Genomic DNA, 16,244 nt, shown 5'->3' with positions numbered 1-16,244 from the left:
AATTTTTCTGTTTATTTGATCAAAAATAGTAATTCTGGAATGCGCTGGTACGCTTTTTTACTTTATCCTTTTGCTTTGTTGTACGATTTGTTCACCCGACTTCGAAATTTGTTTTTCGATTTGGGCTGGCTGAAAAGTGTCTCTTCGCCGATTCCAAGTATCGTAGTAGGGAATCTGAGTGTGGGTGGTACAGGCAAAACGCCTATGGTGGAATTTTTGATTCGAATGCTTCGTAATGAGAGACGTTTGGCAACACTAAGCAGAGGGTATGGAAGAAAAACGAAAGGGTTTCTAACGGCTACTTCGCAAGTTTTTCCTGAGGAAATTGGTGATGAGCCATTTCAGATTTATCAAAAGTTTGGAAAAGAAATTTCGGTATTCGTAGGTGAAGATCGAGTGAAAGCACTGAAGGGAATAGCCTCAAAATCAGATGTGCCCGAACTGATTATTTTAGACGATGCCTTCCAACATCGCTATGTTAATGGGGATTTGAATATTCTTTTGACTACCCATCAGAAGCCTTTTTTCTCGGATTTTTTGTTGCCAATGGGAAGACTTAGAGAAAGTAGAATTGGAGCCAAAAGAGCTGATGTAATCATTATTACTAAATGCCCAGAAGATCTAAATATTTCTGAGAAGACTAGCTTTGCAAGTCAAGTAACTCCATATAGCCGTCCAAATACTCTGGTACTTTTCTCTTCCATTTCTTATGGTAAACCTGAACCTTTGCTGATTTCACTTTTTTTTTCACCCAAAATCATACTGCTAACAGGCTTGGCAAATGATCAACCGCTGATAGATTACGTAAGTGAAAAATATGACTTGCTAGAAGTACTTAGCTATCCAGATCATCATGATTATTCAGAGGTTGATTTCGATAAAGTCCGGAGTATTTATAAGCAACATGTGACTGAAAATCCCGTTGTGCTAACGACCGAAAAAGATGCTGTGAAAGTTAAATCCAAAGCGCCCAAAGGATTTCTGGAAGAAATTCCGATTTTTGTGCTGCCCATAGAAGTGAGGTTCTCACCAGCTGACGAGTTAGCTTTGGCACAACAAATCCAACAAAAGGTCTTCAAAAAGGACAATATCTAAGTGAATAAACGGTTACTCTGTTTTATATTTTTCCTCAGCATCGCAAGTGTTCACTTCGCTTTTGCGCAGCGTACTGTGCCTCCAACACGCCAAAATACAGGTCAACAGCGAAATGGAGAATTGATTGATCCAGATGAGGAGGAAGAATCTATAGGCAGAAGATCTTTATTGGATGATAGTACCAGGATGGTTTACGGACCCACGACGAGTTTGTACTTTTTCGAAAAAGACATTAAGCGAAACAATCTGATTCTTTATCCACAGGATACTGCACTGAATAATTTTCATAATTATGACCCAGTAGCCAAAAGTAACTGGAAGTATCAGGATCTGGGGAATATTGGTAGTGCGACCAAGCCAATTTTCTATGAAATCCCAGATGTGATCGGAACTAGAGATGGGTTTTCTGTTTATGATTTATATTACCACGCTCCAGAAAACAACAAGTATTTTGATACCAAATCGCCATTCACGGAGATGTCTGCTTTTTTTGGTGGAGGTCAACGGAATATGCTGGATCTAGCATTTGCCAGAAATATAAACCCTAGGTGGAATGTGGGCTTTAATCTACATACCATGCGGGCTCGAAAGACACTGAATCCAAACGCCAGGGATGATAACATGACAGTGCAAAATTCCTATTCTTTACATACCAATTATCGCTCAGAAAACGGGAAGTATTGGTTTTTGGGGAATTTTTCCAGAATGCTTCATAAAGTAAATGAGATCGGGGGAATCATTCCTCCAGAGGTGGATAGTACTTCAGTATATTTCACTTATGAAGATGCGAAAGTTTGGCTGAGCAATACCCAAGCAAGTGACCTGCGTCAGGAATATCGTTTTTATCACGAATACAGCGTACGCGATGAGTTGCAGATCTATCATATTTTTGATCAGAAGAATAAGGACTTCACCTTATCGGCGGCATTGACCAGCAGTGATTCACTTTTTTACCCTAATACTCGACTTAACGATAAGTCGGATAACACTCAGTCGGATACCACTAGGAATTATAGTGATTTCAAAGAGTGGGGAAACGAAGTAGGTTTTAAAGGAAGTTTCAAGGGGTTTTATTATAATGCTCACGCAAAGTTTAGAGCGGGAAGGATGAAAAGCACTTTTTTTCCAGATGGGAGTAATAACTTCAATGAGGTTTATCTCGGGGGAGAGTTGATAGGGAAGATTTCTGAGAAATGGTCTATCAGTGCAGATGGAGAATACCTTATTCCAGGGGCTTTCAAGCTTCATGGTTTGTTTGTGTCTCCTTGGCTGGAAGTGGACTATACAAAGGCTGTTTACAAGCCTACATCCATGCAGCAGATGTATTATGGGAATCACTACCAATGGGATAATGATTTCGATAATATAGGTGTGGATCAGGTTCGAGGTGTTTTGAAGATAGATTTCAATAAAGTCCAACTCAGACCTTCGCTGACAATCAACCGCATAAACAATTATGTGTATTTCAATGAGGAGCGAATGGCTGAGCAGGCTAGTGGAGAAGCATTTATGCTTATTCCGGGGTTGAAGTCGAGTGTGCGGATTGGACAAAAATTCCAGTGGGATACGGAGGTGATATTCACTCAGATCTCAGGAGAGTCAAGTGATAATTTTAGAATCCCAAAATTCTACGGCAACACCAAATTTTACTTTGATAGTCCGATGTTTGATGAGAATGTCTATGTGCAGCTTGGTATTGATATTCGGTATCATTCGGATTATTATGCAGAGGCATATTTCCCTTCCACCCAGCAATTTCACTTGCAGAATGATTTCAATGTCTATGGTTATCCAGTGGCTGATGTTTTTCTGGATTTCCGTATCAATCGTACTCGGGTTTTGCTGAAATACAATCACTTGAATAGTGGCTTGATGAACAACGAAGGATATTTTGTTACTCCTGATTATACGGGTTACAAGTCATTTATTGATCTGGGAATCACTTGGTATTTATTTGATTAATCATGAGTTGGGAGGAAAGTACAAGACAGAAAATGCTGCATTTGAAACTACCTACTGATCCTAGATGGGTTAGGATAGCGGAGATGAGATTGGAAGATGTACTGACCGATCATGCATACTGCGAGCAAAAGGCTGCTTCCTCCTGCATCAGTCTGATTTTGAGATTCAATGACCTAGAGGAGTTGGTCGATACTTTGACTCCAATAGTTGCCGAGGAATGGGGGCATTTTGAGCGAGTATTGGCGCAGATCCGCAAGAGAGGGTTGAAATTCGGCTTTCCTCGAAAAGATGAATACGTGATTCAGCTTACCAATTTTGTAAAAAAAGGAGGTAGTAGATTGCAGCAGCTTACAGAGCAATTGATGATGAATGCACTGATAGAGGCAAGAAGTTGTGAGCGATTTAAATTACTATCTACTCATTTGGAAGACCAAGAGTTACAAAAGTTCTATTATGAACTTATGATATCTGAGGCGGGACATTATGTTACTTTTATCGAATTGGCTCGGAAATATCAAGATGCAGAAAAAGTGAATGAAAGATGGCAGGAATGGTTGGATTTCGAGGCTGAAGTGATGAAGACCATTGAAGTTCGTGGGGACAGAATTCATTGAGTAAATCTTAATTTTTCTAGTCGAATAGTCATTTCCAGAGTAATTATTTATACTTGAGTTATCTTGCCGCATTTGCACTAAAAATCCGTTCTATTACGAACATACTATGAATTTGATCGAAAACGTACGTGAAGCAGTACGCTCCATAAAAGTGAATTTGTTACGAACCATTCTAACAGGAGCAATCATTGCTATAGGTATCTCATCCCTTGTAGGAATGCTAACTGCAATTGACGGAATCAAAACCCAAATTGCAGATAGTTTTTCTGGTCTGGGAGCGAATTCATTCGATATAAGAAATAAGGGTTACAGCGGAGGCCGAGCAATTCAAGATGGTAAAATAGAGAAAACTTATCCTAAACTCACCTATAGAGAGGTGATGGATTTCAAGGAGAAATACAGCAATGTTGGTATTTCTACTGTATTTGTGTCAGTGACGGGCGGGGCTGAGATAAAAAGAGGATCCAAAACAACCAATCCAAATGTCCGTGTCCGTGGAGGCGACGATAATTATCTAAATATCAAAGCGATAAAGCTTGAGTTTGGGCGGAATTTCAGTAGTATGGAAATTCTAAATGGTTATAATGTTTGCATTATCGGCAAGGAGCTCAGAACTACCCTTTTTGACACTAGTGAAGATCCACTAAATCAAAAAATCACTGTTTTAGGTAAGCCATATACAATTGTTGGTATTCTTGAGGAGCAAGGCGGAATGGGGCCAGATCAAGGGGCAGATAGACAGATTTTGCTTCCAATACAAAATGCCAGCCGTCTGGATAAAATGGGCAATTTTAATTATAATATAACCGGTGTGGCTTCTGGCCCGGAACGCATAGATTATGAAATGGGGCAGGCAATAGGCATGATGAGAGAGGTTCGCCAAGATCGAGTAGCCCAGGAAGATTCATTTGACCTGACAAAAAGCCAATCTGTGGCGGAAAGTCTGGAAGAAGTAGCTGGATATCTTAGAATAGGTGGTTTTGGTATCGGTTTTATTACCTTGTTAGGAGCATCCATAGGTTTGATGAATATCATGCTCGTATCAGTTACCGAACGTACAAGAGAGATTGGTATCAGAAAAGCTTTAGGAGCTACACCACTAAGAATTAGACAACAATTCCTTCTAGAAGCTATTATGATCTGTATTTTAGGCGGAGCTATGGGGGTGATTTTGGGGATTTCAATCGGAAATATTATTGCATTAGTCATTGGTGTTGGAGGATTCTTAATTCCTTGGCTTTGGATGATAGTAGCCTTCGGAATCTGTATTTTCGTTGGGTTGGCATCAGGATATTTTCCTGCATTCAAAGCTTCCAAATTAGACCCTATCGAATCTTTGAGATACGAGTAAAACTAATTTTATATACTATAAAAGGGCTTCCAAATAATTAAGTGGAAGCCTTTTTTAGTTATTTCTTGCGTTTTCACTTATTCGTTTTTGCAAGATTATCCCCTGTTTTTTCCTGCTAGACTCAGAACTTGCTGTTATTAATTTTTCAATAGCCAATTATTTTTCCCTCTGGATGCTTCGCCTATGATCACTCCGCTAGCGGAATCGATCATGTTTCCTTTTACGGCAACCTCTTAAAATTTCTCAATCAACTTATTTTCATTGGGAATTATTAAGGCCAGAGATTAACCACTATCCAGTTGGGTTGCCAATCAGCTTGATTCTGATTATACGTCTCATTGATTTCGGCATTTATTATGAGTTAAAATATAGGTGTATACCCGATTTTCAGATCAAGTATAATGTCTAAGCCGTTTTTCAGATTCTGTAAAAAACCAGAATAACTAACTCTAAACCCTTGAAATAATGACAAAAGACCATGGTCCAAACATCAAAAATGATGAAAAATACGAGGCGCTACTCAAAGAAGGAATGAGTAAAACCAAGGCAGCTCGCATCGCAAATACCCCCAATTCGGGCAAAAAAGGTGGCAACGCCAAAGAATATGAAGAAAGATCAAAGCAAGAATTATACGATAAGGCTAAAGAAGTAGGAATCGAAGGTAGAAGCAAAATGATTAAGACTGAATTGATCTCAGCATTGCGAAATTCTTGATCTAATCTAAACCACACAACTATGAAAAAGCCAACTGCATTTAAAGAACAAAAGCAATCTCTCCCAGGACAGCAAAGCAAAATGAAGCCAGAGCCCGAAGTGATCCGAAAAGGGTATAAGGGCAGTAGTAAACTGGAAAATAAAATTGCGCTCATCACGGGTGGAGACAGTGGGATTGGTAGAAGTGTCGCTGTACATTTTGCCCGCGAAGGCGCTGATGTGGCAATTGTGTATCTAAGTGAAGATAAGGATGCTCTGGATACTAAAGAGCTGGTAGAAAAGGAAGGGAGAAAATGTTTGTTGATCGAAGGTGATCTTAAGTCTGAGAGCTTTTGTAAAAAAGCCATGAATCAATGCGTGAAAGAGCTTGGGGGAATAAATATTTTGGTAAACAATGCAGCAGTGCAGTTTTCTAAAAATAAACTCACTTCCATTACTTCAAAACAACTTCATGAAACCTTCGAGACTAATATTTTCTCATTTTTTCATTTGGCAAAATTGGCAATTCCGCATTTCCAGGCAGGAGATACCATTATCAATACAAGTTCTGTGACCACATACCGTGGAAGCGAGCATTTAGTGGATTATGCAAGTACAAAAGGTGCAATAGTAGGTTTTACCCGCTCCTTAGCATTGATGCTTGCCAAGGACAAAATCCGTGTAAATGGAGTTGCACCCGGTCCGATATGGACTCCATTGATTCCAGCCACATTCGATGATGTCACTGAGTTTGGTCAAGACACTGCCTTGGGAAGAGCAGGGCAACCAAGTGAGGTAGCTCCTGCATATGTTTTCTTGGCGAGTGAAGACAGTTCTTATATCACAGGACAATTTATCCATGTAAATGGAGGGGAAATAGTTGGTGGTTAAAGGAATATGCTGGACTGGTCAGACTCTTTATTAAGAAATCTCCAATGAAAAATTTCTCTGGCAATGCATCAGTTGAAGATTTTGAAAAACGATTAAACACAAATCCAATAAATCATGAAATCAATATGGAATGGCGCGTTAGGTTTTGGTCTGGTGAATATCCCGATCAAAATGTATTCAGCTTCTGAAGACCGGAGAATTGACCTGGATATGCTTGATTCGAAAGATCATGCAAGGATTCGCTATCAGAGAATCAATGAGAAGTCTGGAAAGGAAGTAGAATGGAAGAACATAGTTAAAGGTTTTAAACTCGATGACAAGTATATCATACTCGAAGACGAGGATTTTGATCAGGCAAATTCCAAAAAGAGTAAAGTCGTAGAAATCGAAGCTTTTGTGAATGAGGTGGATGTAGCAGACATGCTTTTCAAAAAGCCGTATTTTCTCGAGCCACAGAAGGGAGGAGGGAAAGCATACAATCTCCTTCGTGATGCGCTAAAAAAGACCAAGAAACTTGGCCTGGCAACATTTGTAATGCGACAGAAGGAAAATCTCTGCCTTATTGGAATTTACAAAGACGCATTGGTTCTTCATGTTATCCGATTTTCGGACGAAATCCGAAGTCCTGCAGATCTCAAAATTTCTACTTCCAAAGCCACCAAAAAAGAAGTTGAAATGGCTGAGTCCCTTATCAAGCAATACAGCGAAAAGTTTGACCTTTCCAAGTATAAAGATCAATACAATGAGCAACTGATGAAGGTGATCAAAGCCAAATCAAAAGGTAAAAAAGCGGTGGTTAAGAAATTTGAGCCAGAAAAAACACCTTCCAAAGATTTGATGGCACAGCTCAAAGCCAGTCTGGAAAAACGTAAGAAGGCATCCTGATGGCACTGGAGGATTACAATAAAAAACGTGATTTTAAGAAAACGAATGAACCTCGGGGGGACTTCGCCGGGCAAACTGGTGAACTTCGGTTTGTAGTTCAGCGGCATGATGCTACCCGTTTACACTTTGACCTGAGGCTGGAAATGGACGGGGTGCTGAAAAGCTGGGCTATACCAAAGGGCCCGTCATTGAACTCCAATGATAAAAGACTGGCAGTGCAAACCGAAGATCACCCTTTGAAATATTTGGATTTTCAGGGAACAATACCCAAAGGAAATTATGGAGCTGGGGAAATGACCATTTGGGACTCTGGTACCTATACCCCCATGTCGGACAAGGAAGATGCGGCACTCAAGATGTTGGATGAAGGAGACCTGAAGATTACTTTTTTTGGATCAAAGTTGAGAGGAGATTTCGCTTTGGTGAGAACAAAATTTGAGGGCAAACAGCCCCAGTGGCTTTTGATCAAAAAGAAAGATGAATTTGCAACGGACCTAGATTACGATGCAAACCTTCACCACAGTGAAACCCAAGTAGAAAAGACTTCCACGCCCTCAAAGGCACTTACGCTTAGTCATCAAGTCTCGCCAATGCTTGCCTCTACCAGTAAAGATCTGAAATTCAGTACTTCCAAAAACTGGCTATATGAGATCAAATGGGACGGATATCGCATGGTCTGCAATCATTCCTCAAATGCTACAACCTTGTATTCCCGCAATGGCGTAGATTATTCGAAGACTTTTCCAGCCTTGATAGAAAGTTTGAAAGACCTTCCCAAGAATGCCATTCTTGATGGAGAGGTGGTGACCTTGGACAAGAATGGAATTTCAAAATTTCAATGGCTGCAACATTATAATGAAGAACCGAGGGGAGAGTTGATTTATATGGTTTTTGATTTACTCTACCTCGATGGTCATAGCATTGTGCATCTTACCCTTGAAGAAAGAAAGGAATTGTTAGAAACTTTGGTAGAAGAGTTGCCAGGAATACGGTATAGTGAGCATCTGGTAGGAGGAGGTAAAGGATTTTTTGAAGAAGCAAAAGCCAAGGGATTAGAGGGGATCATCGGGAAAAAAGCAGATTCATTCTATTATCCGGGTGCCCGGTCAGAAGATTGGCTAAAATTCAAGACACATGAATGCATGGAAACTATCATCTGTGGCTATACGAAATCAGAAAATAGACCTTTTGGCTCGTTGATTCTAGGTTTGCGTGAAGAGGATGAACTTGTTTATGTTGGTAATTGCGGAACTGGTTTTTCCATCGCTATGCAAAAGGAGTTAATCTCCCCGTTTGTGAAAATCAAACAGCCAAAATCGCCTTTTACCGAGAAAATCAATTTAAATGGAAGGGAACCTGTATGGTTACATCCTGTGATGATGGCAGAGGTTACTTTCGCAGAATGGACTGAAAACGGCCGGCTTCGTCAGCCGGTTTTTAAGGGATTAAGAAATGATAAATTTCCTCAGGAACTAAAAATCGATAAAGCTCAACCTCCTGGAAATACCAACGAACCTTCAGAAAACTCACTGGAAATAGACGGGATTAATGTTCAGGTAAGTAATCTGGAAAAACCACTTTGGCCGAAGGAAGGGATCACCAAATACGATCTGATTGAGTACTACCTTTCTGTCTCGAAGTACATTTTACCTTTCCTCAAAGACCGCCCGCAAAACCTCCATCGTCATCCGAATGGAATAGACAAAGATAGCTTCTATCAGAAGGACACACCGGAAGGATATCCCGATTGGATAGAGACCACAAGTATTTATTCTGAATCATCTGATAAGAATATTGACTACATGCTTTGTCAGAATGAAGCCACACTCATATACATGGCAAATCTGGGCTGTATTGAGATTAATCCTTGGAATACGAAAATTGGCTCACTGGATACGCCTGATTACATCGTGATAGATTTGGATCCTTCGGATATAAACAATTTTAGTCAAGTCATTGAGGTTGCACAAGCATTTCATCACTTGCTCGATGAGATTAAGATTGAGGGGTACTGTAAGACTTCTGGATCAAGTGGACTTCACATCTATATTCCAATGGGAGGGAAATACAGTTTTGAAGAAGGGAGGAATTTCTGCAAACTGCTGTGCACTATCATTCAGGAGCAACTTCCAAAACTCACTACCATGGAAAGACCTCTGAAGGCCAGAAAGGGTAGAATCTATTTGGACTATCTTCAAAATCGCACCGGACAAACACTTGCTGCTGTGTACTGCGTACGTCCGAAGCCCGGGGCAACCGTTTCTACCCCTTTGCTTTGGAAGGAAGTAACTTCCAAACTGGATAAAAATGACTTCACAATTTTCACGATTAAGGATAGGCTAAAAAAGCATCCTAACCTTTTTAAAGAAGTTCTCGGTAAAGGAATCAGCATCGAAAAAGCACTTCAAAGACTAGATGGGTAGCTACCCGAATTGAGTATAATTTTTCACACGCCACCTACACTGGTGCGTGTTTTTATATCGATTAGTCCCTGTAAATGACCTTTGTAACATTAATTCAGTCATTTGATTTTTTGGCTATATGATTGATCTTTTTAAGGTAGAAAACAAACCTTACCCAACTATGCCTATTAAAACTACACTACCACTTTTAGTGACTGTTTTACCCGATGGAGCCCTTCTCGTAAACGATGACAGCGGAAATACGGTCTGAAAAATTACGTATTAGGGCAATTAAAATTTGCCCTGCCACCTCGAAAATAGTGAGTCTTTAGGCTCAATTCAGTCTTAAATCAACGAAATGAAATCAAAAGAAATACTATTCATCCTTACACTCCTGGTGCTGGGAACATACTTTTTTATCCTAGGAACCATTGAGGCAGCCGGCTTTCTCAAGCCTATGGTTATTGCCTTACTATTGACTTTGATTTGCATACCGCTGTGCAGAAAGCTCGAAAGCTGGAAGCTCTCCCGAGGCTTTTCAGCTTTTTTAAGTGTGATTTTAACCTTCATGGTTTTCATCTCATTTTTTGTGATTTTATCAGCTCAGGTAGAAAATATCTCAGAACGCTGGCCTGAGATAAAGAAAAAAATGCAGCCAAAACTGGAGGAAGTCCAGCAGACCATTACCGAAAAAACAGGAATAAATATCGAGCAGCAAACTGGTCTGTTTAACTCTCCAGGAAATTCAGAAGAAACTCAAAGTCCAGATAAAAACTCCGAAGAAGCAAAGGAAGCATCTGATGAGCCCACCTCGGGTCAGTCATCTACTGAAAAACTTGTTTCAAATGCTTCGGAAGAAATCGGGATGATCGTGATGAATTTCTTTAGCTTTATTTCAAGTGCCACCCTTACGTTAGTTTACCTGTTCTTTTTGCTGCTATACAGGAATAAAGTGAAGCGCTCCATTCTAAAGTTTTTTAGCAAAGAAAACCTCAAAGAGGCAGAACAGGTGATGAATCACTCTATTGAGCTAGGTCTAAATTTTATCGTTGGAAGATTTATTCTAATTGTATTTCTGGCCATTATTTACAGCATTGGATTGTCCATATCCGGAATTGAAAATGCCATTTTGATCAGTGTAATCGCTGCTTTTTTATCTCTTGTGCCGTTTATCGGAAATATTATTGGGTATGGATTATCTCTAATAATGGCGGTGTTTGCAGGTGCAGAACTTTGGACATTGGTCGGAGTTTCGTTGACTTTTGGGCTCGCTCAATTTGTAGAGAGCTACATTCTAGAGCCCTATGTAGTGGGAAGCAAGGTGGAAATCAATCCTCTTGCAACTATCGTTGTAGTGATTCTGGGTGGGGCGATATGGGGTATCGTGGGAATGGTATTAAGTATTCCAATTGTAGGTATTGCTAAAATAATTTTTGATGCAACTCCCGCACTTAAACCACTTGGCTATGCCTTGGGAGAAGAAGATGTCGAAGGTGCAGATGAGGAGAATTTCTTCAGTAAGTGGGGAGGAAAGGTATGGGATAAATTCAGTAAATAGAGCATTTTCTTTAAAAGAGACCGAGAGGATAATTCCACAAAATGGGGAAAGTCATAATTTACTAAAACTTTTTTTTAGGTTAATTAGCCCGAAAATAAGCGTTATAGGTTATAAAGGGCTCTGACAAATACTTGGGTTGGATTTTGTTTTGGTAAGGAGTATCAACCTATTCAATTAAATCAACACAATATGAAAAATCAATTAATTGTACTTGCATTAGCATTATCCTCTATGATGATAGGCTGCGATGAAAAAAAGGAAGACGGAAGTATCACCGATGATGGTACTATGGAGGTAGATGAGTCCACTTCGATCGATGAAAAAATGAAAGCTGGAACTGACACCAGCATGAGATTGACGGATGGCACTAGAATACCTGTAATTATTAATTCTAAAGATTCAATAGCCTTGCCCCAAGAATTGCTTACCGTTATAGAAAATACGGATGATATTCATCCGGACAGTATTCTGGTAAAGAGAAGATTTAAAGAAAACAACATCACCTATTATGAGTTAGAGTTCCGTATGAGTCAGGGGCCAAATCAGATCTTTACATTTGATAGTGAAGGTAAACGTAAATCTGTGGATAAATAGCCATAAGGGATGATGGGAGTGTATACTTGAATCATCCTTTTTTTGTATTGCTCACATAGTTTCAATTCACAGTCATGGACATAAAACATTTCTTGATTACGATTCTTTCCGGATTAGCAGGTACTGTTGTTATGACCATGATTATGTATCTATATTCCTATCTAAGCCATTCCTTTACCAAAGTGATTCATATTTTGGGAAATATGATTGTGGGAGAGCGTAATTATTCCTCACCAAGTAAGAATGCTCTAATCGTAGGTATTATAGCCCATTTTGAAGTGGGGTTGCTTTTTTCATTTGCATATTTTCTTCTTTGGAACTGGGGGATTTTCAAAATTAATCTAGAGGATTCTATCCTGATAGGAGCAATGAGTGGAGTAGTGGCGATTTTGGTTTGGAAGGGGTACATTAGTATCCATTCAAATCCGCCAAAGTTCTCCCAACTCCATTACTTTCTCGCATTATTTTTAGCTCATATAGTCTTCGGCATGGTCAGTGTGAATGTATTCCAACTGATCACTGACAATCCTGAGTTATGGCACGACCTTCAGAAGGAAGCTAAACTGTCACCATGAGAAATTTGAAATCAACATTCGCTCTTAGTGTTGTACTGTGCGTTTTCATTTGCTCATGCAACAACCGGCCTTTACGGATATTTAAATCCAACTCGGCTAGAACCCAGTATGTGAATACACTTGAGAGCTCGGGCATCAGTTCTAACAAAGTTGTGGTGGAATGGTTGAATTCAGCCAATGAAGCGATACTCAATGCTCCCCATCTGGAAATTCCCATCGCTATCCAGGGAAGCTTTAAGTCTAAAAGTACCAATGCTGAAGCATGGAAAATCCAATTAGAGCAGGGAGCTTCTGTCAATATAATGGTTCACTGGCAGGCTAGTGACAGCAGTAAATTATTTGTGGATTTGCTGGCTGGACCAGACTGGAAGGAAATGAAGTCCTTTGCTGCGCAAAATGACTCAGTGAAGGTCGAAGCAGATAAGACTGGAGATTACCTGCTTCGAATTCAGCCGGAATTGTTTGGTGAGGGAAATTTTCAAGTTAGAATAAATGGAACAGCTACTTATGCAGTATTTCCGGTTCAGGGTGAAAATAGTAGATCTATTCAAAGTGTTTGGGGTGATGTGCGGGATGGCGGTCGAAGATCCCACGAAGGAGTAGATATTTTTGCTGCTCGTGGTACACCTGTATTGGCTCCGGTATCAGGTGTAGTAACAGCTGTCCGTGATCGAGGATTGGGAGGTAAGCAAGTCTGGGTGCGGGATAGTAAACGTAACTGGAATCTATATTTTGCTCATTTAGACAGCCAGCTAGTAAAAAAATTGCAGCGGGTGAATCCCGGTGATACGTTGGGGCTGGTGGGAAATACAGGCAATGCCAGAACTACAGCTCCGCATTTGCATTTCGGTATTTATAAAAGCGGTGCGATCAATCCCTTCCCGGCGATAAAAAACGATTTTGAACTTGCTCCAGAGGTTTCAGATGAGCAACTGCCTTCTGTCATGAAGGTGAATGTATCTCAGGCGAATTTAAGAAACGGTCCGACCACAAAGTCAGATGTTGTGTCTAAACTGATGGTAAACATACCTGTTTTCATCAAGGCAACAACGTTAGATTGGGTTCAGATAGAAACCATAGATGGAACGATTGGATTTCTGTATAAAAATCTACTTTCGCCTATAGATTCGAGTGCCTTGGAAAACAAATCAACCTACGCATTTACCAACCATTCGACTTTGTCGACTTCAGATAGCTTGCTGGTGAATTTAGAGCAATTTAGTAGAATCGGGACGACAGCTGAAGGATTTGATGTAATAGTAGACAAGGATGGTAACCTGCTTTTTTATCCCGTATCACAAGAAAAATAGCTGGGGATCTACCCATCTTGGGAACATTTCTGCGCATAAATATAGTGTGGATAGGGCGCGAAAGACCTTTAACATTTTTTGAATAGACAGAAAACAGGGTTATTCCCATTCTCGCGGTAATTTGATTTTTTTATAAACTTTTTTCTGTCAAAGGGCATCCATGTTGCCTTAAACCAAGGTAAAAGCTATGAAAACTAATAAGCCAGAAAACACGCTTAACTCAAACAAAAAATCTACTGAAGAACTCGCCCGGGAAGCCAGAGTGACTAAGGAAGATCTGCAAGCACTAGGTTCAAAAGATGCGAATTTAAGTGATGACGGAGGTGACGATGAGCAACTTATCGAGAGAAAGAGAGAAGTTGATTTCACAGGAGATGATCTTGATATACCTGGAAGCGAATTGGATGATCCTCAGGAAGGAATAGGTTCTGAGGACGAGGAAAACAATTTCTACAGCAACGCGGACGAAGAGGAGAAGTAATGATTGACAAAAAGACAAAGGAAGCACTCACGGAGGCCCTGAAAACGGGAAATGTACTTAATCTTTCACTCGGTGGTAAAAACCGTATAAGGATAGAGAGGAGACTGCCTTTTCTTTTGATCTATAGGAACCAAAAACAAGATCATTTTAAGATCCCCGATCTTGTGAGAACTGAGTCATCTTATCTCATCACAGATTCGGGTACAGATTTCAACTCTGATATAGCTATTTTAGTAAAAGAGTTGACAAAAGAATTGTCTGAAGAATATGGATCAGTGATGGTTCTTGAGGTGTGGATTGGAAATCCGGACAGTAGATCGTTTGTGCTAAAAACCGCGAAAGATAAAGCACCCAATACAGTCAAAGCATTTCATGACGGGCTTGAGGCATATTGTAAACAAAAAGACCTGACTGTCCGAGTGGAGAAGGGTACTATACGACACCCATCCAATTTGGAAGATCTTCTTACCTTGAAACAATGCCAGGAAGCCGGCATATATTTGATGGGGCTGGAGATTCCTCCTTTCTTCCAAAATCAGAATAGAAAGGAGTTTTTTTATTTGGTTTTTAAAGACTTCAAGCTTGCTTTTTCTAATATCCTACGAAGGGCAGTATATGAATTTATACGGGTTCAGACCTCGTTCGACATTCCTAATTATCAGCGATTAGGCAGCACAGAGGTAGATGGAAAAGTGTGGGAAGTAGATGAACAACTCTCTGATATTGAGGCTAAGTACCAGTTTTTATTACTGATTTCGCCGACAAATACTATGCAAGCTAAAGAGGAATTTATAGCAAACCGGCATAGCAAAAATCCCAAGTTTCTCTATCGGAATCTCCCCATTGACCCAGATCGCCTGAAAGAGGAGTTATTTCGGATTGACATCAGGGCCATAGAGGATCCTACGCTCTCATTTTTATATACTGAAAAGAGAGAAGAACTCGAAAAGCAGATCACAATGCTTAAAGAGAGGGGGACGAAGAATTTTATGTATAGCAGTATCCGATTATACAGTTCTCCAGGAGTAGAGCTACATGAGACGGCGAAACTTCTGTTGAAGACGCTTCCATCAGATAGATATGAAGAAGTAGAATGGATAGATCCTTATGATATGGCTAAATATTGTATGGATGAAATAGAACATTATAGAAAAATGTATCCTGATCTCGACTCAAAAGTGGAGGTCAAAAATGATATTGTGGGTATGCTGGTTTCCAAAGGTCAGCTATACATAGGATCTAGTTTTAAAGTTCCTGTCCAGCGAATCAAAGCTTTGGTTCATCATGAAATCGGGACCCATGTTCTCACATTTTACAATGGAAAAACACAACCTTTCGGGCAAATGAGCAGCGGTTTTGCTGATTATGATGAGTTGCAGGAAGGCCTTGCCGTCCTCGCAGAATATCTTGTAGGCGGGCTCACTAATAACAGACTTCGAACGCTAGCTGCAAGAGTGATTGCAGGTAGAGCGGTCACAGAAGGAATGACTTTCGAAGAGACCTATCACACGCTCACGCACGAATATAGTGCTTCGCCAGAGCAGGCTTTTGAGATTACAGCAAGAGCGTATCAGGGCGGAGGCTGCACCAAAGATATAATTTACCTAAGAGGGCTGATCAAACTGATAAATTATCTACAGGATGGTGGCGACTTAGAGCCCCTGTATGTAGGTAAAATTGGCTTCAAGCATATTCCTCTAATCCAGGAATTACGCATTCGTGATATTATAAAGCCATCTCCACTTGCTCCAAGCTTTCTCCAAACAGAATTTGCACAGGAACGACTCAAAAAACTCAAGAAAGGACTGACCTTACCCGAACTAGTCAATTAAC

At 40.2% G+C, this 16,244-nt stretch carries 14 protein-coding genes; all 14 read left to right on the top strand.

The features are described from left to right. Positions 1-39: 39 nt before the first annotated feature. The 14 genes from lpxK to SYJ56_RS13255 all read left to right on the top strand — a co-directional run bounded on the left by lpxK (position 40) and on the right by SYJ56_RS13255 (position 16,243). Entirely contained in the window at positions 40-1,095 is a 1,056-nt protein-coding gene (gene lpxK, locus SYJ56_RS13320) for a tetraacyldisaccharide 4'-kinase (RefSeq protein ID WP_323834846.1), read from the top strand. After that, positions 1,096-3,057 (top strand): putative porin, encoded by a 1,962-nt coding sequence (locus SYJ56_RS13315; RefSeq protein WP_323834843.1) that lies wholly within the window; start codon positions 1,096-1,098, stop codon positions 3,055-3,057. Between the two features lie 2 nt (positions 3,058-3,059). Next, complete coding sequence (locus SYJ56_RS13310) at positions 3,060-3,671, top strand: MiaE family protein (RefSeq protein ID WP_323834842.1); 612 nt, start codon at positions 3,060-3,062, stop codon at positions 3,669-3,671. Positions 3,672-3,777: 106 nt separating this feature from the next. Further along, positions 3,778-5,022, top strand: a complete 1,245-nt coding sequence (locus SYJ56_RS13305; RefSeq protein WP_323834840.1) for an ABC transporter permease — start codon at positions 3,778-3,780, stop codon at positions 5,020-5,022. A gap of 465 nt (positions 5,023-5,487) precedes the next feature. Then, positions 5,488-5,736 (top strand): DUF7218 family protein, encoded by a 249-nt coding sequence (locus SYJ56_RS13300; RefSeq protein WP_323834838.1) that lies wholly within the window; start codon positions 5,488-5,490, stop codon positions 5,734-5,736. A 21-nt stretch (positions 5,737-5,757) separates the two neighbouring features. Then, positions 5,758-6,606: an SDR family oxidoreductase gene (locus SYJ56_RS13295; protein ID WP_323834836.1), complete on the top strand. Its 849-nt coding sequence runs from the start codon at positions 5,758-5,760 to the stop codon at positions 6,604-6,606. Positions 6,607-6,720: 114 nt separating this feature from the next. Further along, a complete protein-coding gene (gene ku / locus SYJ56_RS13290) occupies positions 6,721-7,491 on the top strand; it encodes a non-homologous end joining protein Ku (protein WP_323834834.1) in 771 nt (256 codons plus the stop codon). After that, a complete protein-coding gene (gene ligD, locus SYJ56_RS13285) occupies positions 7,491-9,914 on the top strand; it encodes a DNA ligase D (protein ID WP_323834832.1) in 2,424 nt (807 codons plus the stop codon). The genes ku and ligD overlap by 1 nt, the downstream gene beginning before the upstream one ends. Positions 9,915-10,251: 337 nt before the next feature. Beyond that, on the top strand, positions 10,252-11,451 hold the full coding sequence (locus SYJ56_RS13280; protein ID WP_323834830.1) for an AI-2E family transporter: 1,200 nt from the start codon (positions 10,252-10,254) through the stop codon (positions 11,449-11,451). A gap of 189 nt (positions 11,452-11,640) precedes the next feature. After that, positions 11,641-12,045 (top strand): hypothetical protein, encoded by a 405-nt coding sequence (locus SYJ56_RS13275; protein ID WP_323834828.1) that lies wholly within the window; start codon positions 11,641-11,643, stop codon positions 12,043-12,045. A gap of 74 nt (positions 12,046-12,119) precedes the next feature. After that, entirely contained in the window at positions 12,120-12,620 is a 501-nt protein-coding gene (locus tag SYJ56_RS13270) for a DUF6789 family protein (protein WP_323834826.1), read from the top strand. A 110-nt stretch (positions 12,621-12,730) separates the two neighbouring features. Then, positions 12,731-13,930, top strand: coding sequence for a peptidoglycan DD-metalloendopeptidase family protein (locus SYJ56_RS13265; RefSeq protein WP_323834824.1), 1,200 nt, complete (start codon positions 12,731-12,733; stop codon positions 13,928-13,930). A gap of 187 nt (positions 13,931-14,117) precedes the next feature. Beyond that, positions 14,118-14,411, top strand: coding sequence for a hypothetical protein (locus SYJ56_RS13260; protein ID WP_323834822.1), 294 nt, complete (start codon positions 14,118-14,120; stop codon positions 14,409-14,411). Continuing rightward, a complete protein-coding gene (locus tag SYJ56_RS13255; RefSeq protein ID WP_323834821.1) occupies positions 14,411-16,243 on the top strand; it encodes a flavohemoglobin expression-modulating QEGLA motif protein in 1,833 nt (610 codons plus the stop codon). The genes SYJ56_RS13260 and SYJ56_RS13255 overlap by 1 nt, the downstream gene beginning before the upstream one ends. Position 16,244: the final 1 nt, after the last annotated feature.

Origin of the sequence: Algoriphagus aurantiacus, assembly GCF_035156405.1 — a bacterium.
GTDB lineage: Bacteria > Bacteroidota > Bacteroidia > Cytophagales > Cyclobacteriaceae > Algoriphagus > Algoriphagus aurantiacus.
This window is presented reverse-complemented; position numbering and strand designations above follow the sequence as displayed.